General features: G+C 66.0%; 3 protein-coding genes. 2 read left to right on the top strand and 1 reads right to left on the bottom strand.

Translation table 11 applies throughout. The features are described from left to right. Window positions 1–342 precede the first annotated feature (342 nt). A complete protein-coding gene (locus AC5RV2_RS17310; protein WP_494093362.1) occupies window positions 343–891 on the bottom strand; it encodes a dihydrofolate reductase family protein in 549 nt (182 codons plus the stop codon). 176 nt (window positions 892–1,067) lie between these two features. Here AC5RV2_RS17310 and AC5RV2_RS17305 point away from each other — a divergent pair, with 176 nt between their 5' ends. Further along, window positions 1,068–1,427 carry a nuclear transport factor 2 family protein gene (locus tag AC5RV2_RS17305; protein ID WP_494093361.1) on the top strand — a complete coding sequence of 120 codons (360 nt, stop codon included), beginning with the start codon at window positions 1,068–1,070 and terminating at the stop codon, window positions 1,425–1,427. A gap of 65 nt (window positions 1,428–1,492) precedes the next feature. Continuing rightward, the gene (locus tag AC5RV2_RS17300; RefSeq protein WP_494093360.1) at window positions 1,493–2,113 is read left to right on the top strand and encodes an L-threonylcarbamoyladenylate synthase; all 621 of its coding nucleotides are present in this window, start codon (window positions 1,493–1,495) and stop codon (window positions 2,111–2,113) included. Window positions 2,114–2,163 lie beyond the last annotated feature (50 nt).

Genomic DNA, 2,163 nt, shown 5'->3' with positions numbered 1-2,163 from the left:
CCGCAGACGCCACCGGCAAACCCACTGCCCGGCGGCCAACGATGGTGCTGAACTGCTACTGAAAACAGACTATCCGCCGCCACTGACAGTTTCGGGGGTTGCAGGTTCAGTCGGACTGCGGAGGCTGGAGGACCCAGCGGCGCACCGCGGAGGCCTGACAGCATGGCGCGGCCATGCAAGGAGAACGGTACAAGCGCACCAAGGGGGTGGAGGACCGCAGGGGGAAGAACGCGGGGCCGGTCCGCGCGGCCACGGAGCGGACGTTACGGCTTGGGCCACGTGGTCCGAAGGCAGAGACGGTCCCACGCAAGGAGGACGCGCAAGGGGGCCGTTCCGGTGAGACTAGACCGCCACCGGATTGAGGTCGTAATGCATCTCTACCAAGTCGCCCAAGGTGCGGCTGCCGCGAAGCCGGGCCGGCGCCGTCGTGCTGGGAACCGGTAGCAGCGGTTGTCCGCCCCCCAGCATTACCGGCACCAACGTCAGGATGAGTTCGTCCAGCAGGCCGGCCGACGCGTACTGTGCCGCAAGTTGCCCTCCGCCGACCAGCCACACGTCTTTCTCGCCCGCGTCGGCGCAGATGTCATGGTGGAAGATACCCACGTCGCCTCGCACAAACGTGATGTCTGCTCCGGGGATGCCAGGCAGTTCGTGATGCGTGAAGACCCACGTGGGTGTTGAGCCGTAGGGCCATTCCTCCGGTGCCTCTTCCAGCACGAACTTGTACGTCTCGGAGCCCATGACGATGGACCCGATCCGCTGCATGAAGGTTTCGAAGCTGTCCTGGACGCCGGCGGCGTCGTTGAACTGCGTGAGCCAGTCGAGCTTGTTGCTGCGGTCGGCGATATACCCATCCACCGAGCTGCCGACGTAGTAGATAGTCCGGGCCATGGGCCCCATGCTAGCCAGCGGCTCGAACCAGCGGAAGGGTGGCATGCGGCCCGCGGGAAATGCGGCGTAGTCAGACCACATGCGGCCCGCCCGAGATGCGGTGTTGTCGGACCGCGGCGGCCCGCGGGAGACGCGGGGGGTTGTCGCTCCGCAGCCGCCCGCAGTACAACGGTGGGATGGATGCGAAGACGGCGGCGTGGATCACGGCCTACCGGCAGGCCTGGGAGACCAATGACCCGGATCAGATCGGAGCCTTGTTTACCGACGACGCCGAGTACCGGACGGAGCCGTGGACGGACCCGTGGCGTGGCCGGGACAGCATTGTCCAGCAGTGGCTGGCCCGCAAGGACGAGCCCGGCGCGGCGACCTTTGAGTGGCACGAAGTCGCCGTAACCGACGACGTCTCTGTGGTCGAGGGAACGACTGCCTACCGGGACGGACGCACCTACAGCAATTTGTGGGTGATCCGGTTGAATAGCGAAGGCCGGGCAACCCACTTCACCGAGTGGTGGATGGACCAGTCGGTTCCTTCCTGAGGCCGACGCCCGCACAGGATGCTCCGATCATGCATCAACCGCGCCCGTGGCCGTAAGCTCGGGGAATGGCGAGATACTTCGACGTACACCCCCAGGATCCCCAGCAGCGCTCGATCGGCCAGATTGTTGACCTTGTCCGGTCGGACGCGCTGATCGTGTACCCGACCGACTCTTGTTACGCCTTCGGCGCGCAACTGGGCAACAGGGACGCCCTGGAACGGATCCGGACGATTCGCCGGCTCGACAACAAACACCACTTCACCTTGGTCTGCAAGGACTTTGCCCAGCTGGGCCAGTTCGTGCACGTCGACAACAACGTTTTCCGCAGCATCAAGGCCGTGACGCCGGGAAGCTACACCTTCATTCTGCCGGCCACCGCGGAGGTTCCCCGCCGGCTAATGCATCCGAAGAAGAAGACCGTGGGCGTCCGCATTCCGGCGAACAACGTCGCGCAGGCAATCCTGGCGGAACTGGGCGAGCCGCTGCTCTCCAGCACACTGCTGTTGCCGGACGAGGAGGAACCGCTGACCCAGGGCTGGGAAATCAAGGACCGGCTCGACCATGTGGTGGACGCCGTGGTGGACGGCGGCGACTGCGGGCCCGAGCCGTCCACCGTCGTCGACTTTTCCGGCGGCACCGCCGAAGTGGTTCGTCACGGAGCCGGCGACCCGTCCCGGTTCGAATAGGCCAGAGGCGGCGGCGGGCGCCGTGGGAAGCCCCGGCTGCACGGCCCGCC

This window comes from Arthrobacter sp. Y3225116 (assembly GCF_059091245.1).
Note: the sequence above shows the minus strand (reverse complement) of the source record. Positions and strands in the feature narration are given on the sequence as shown.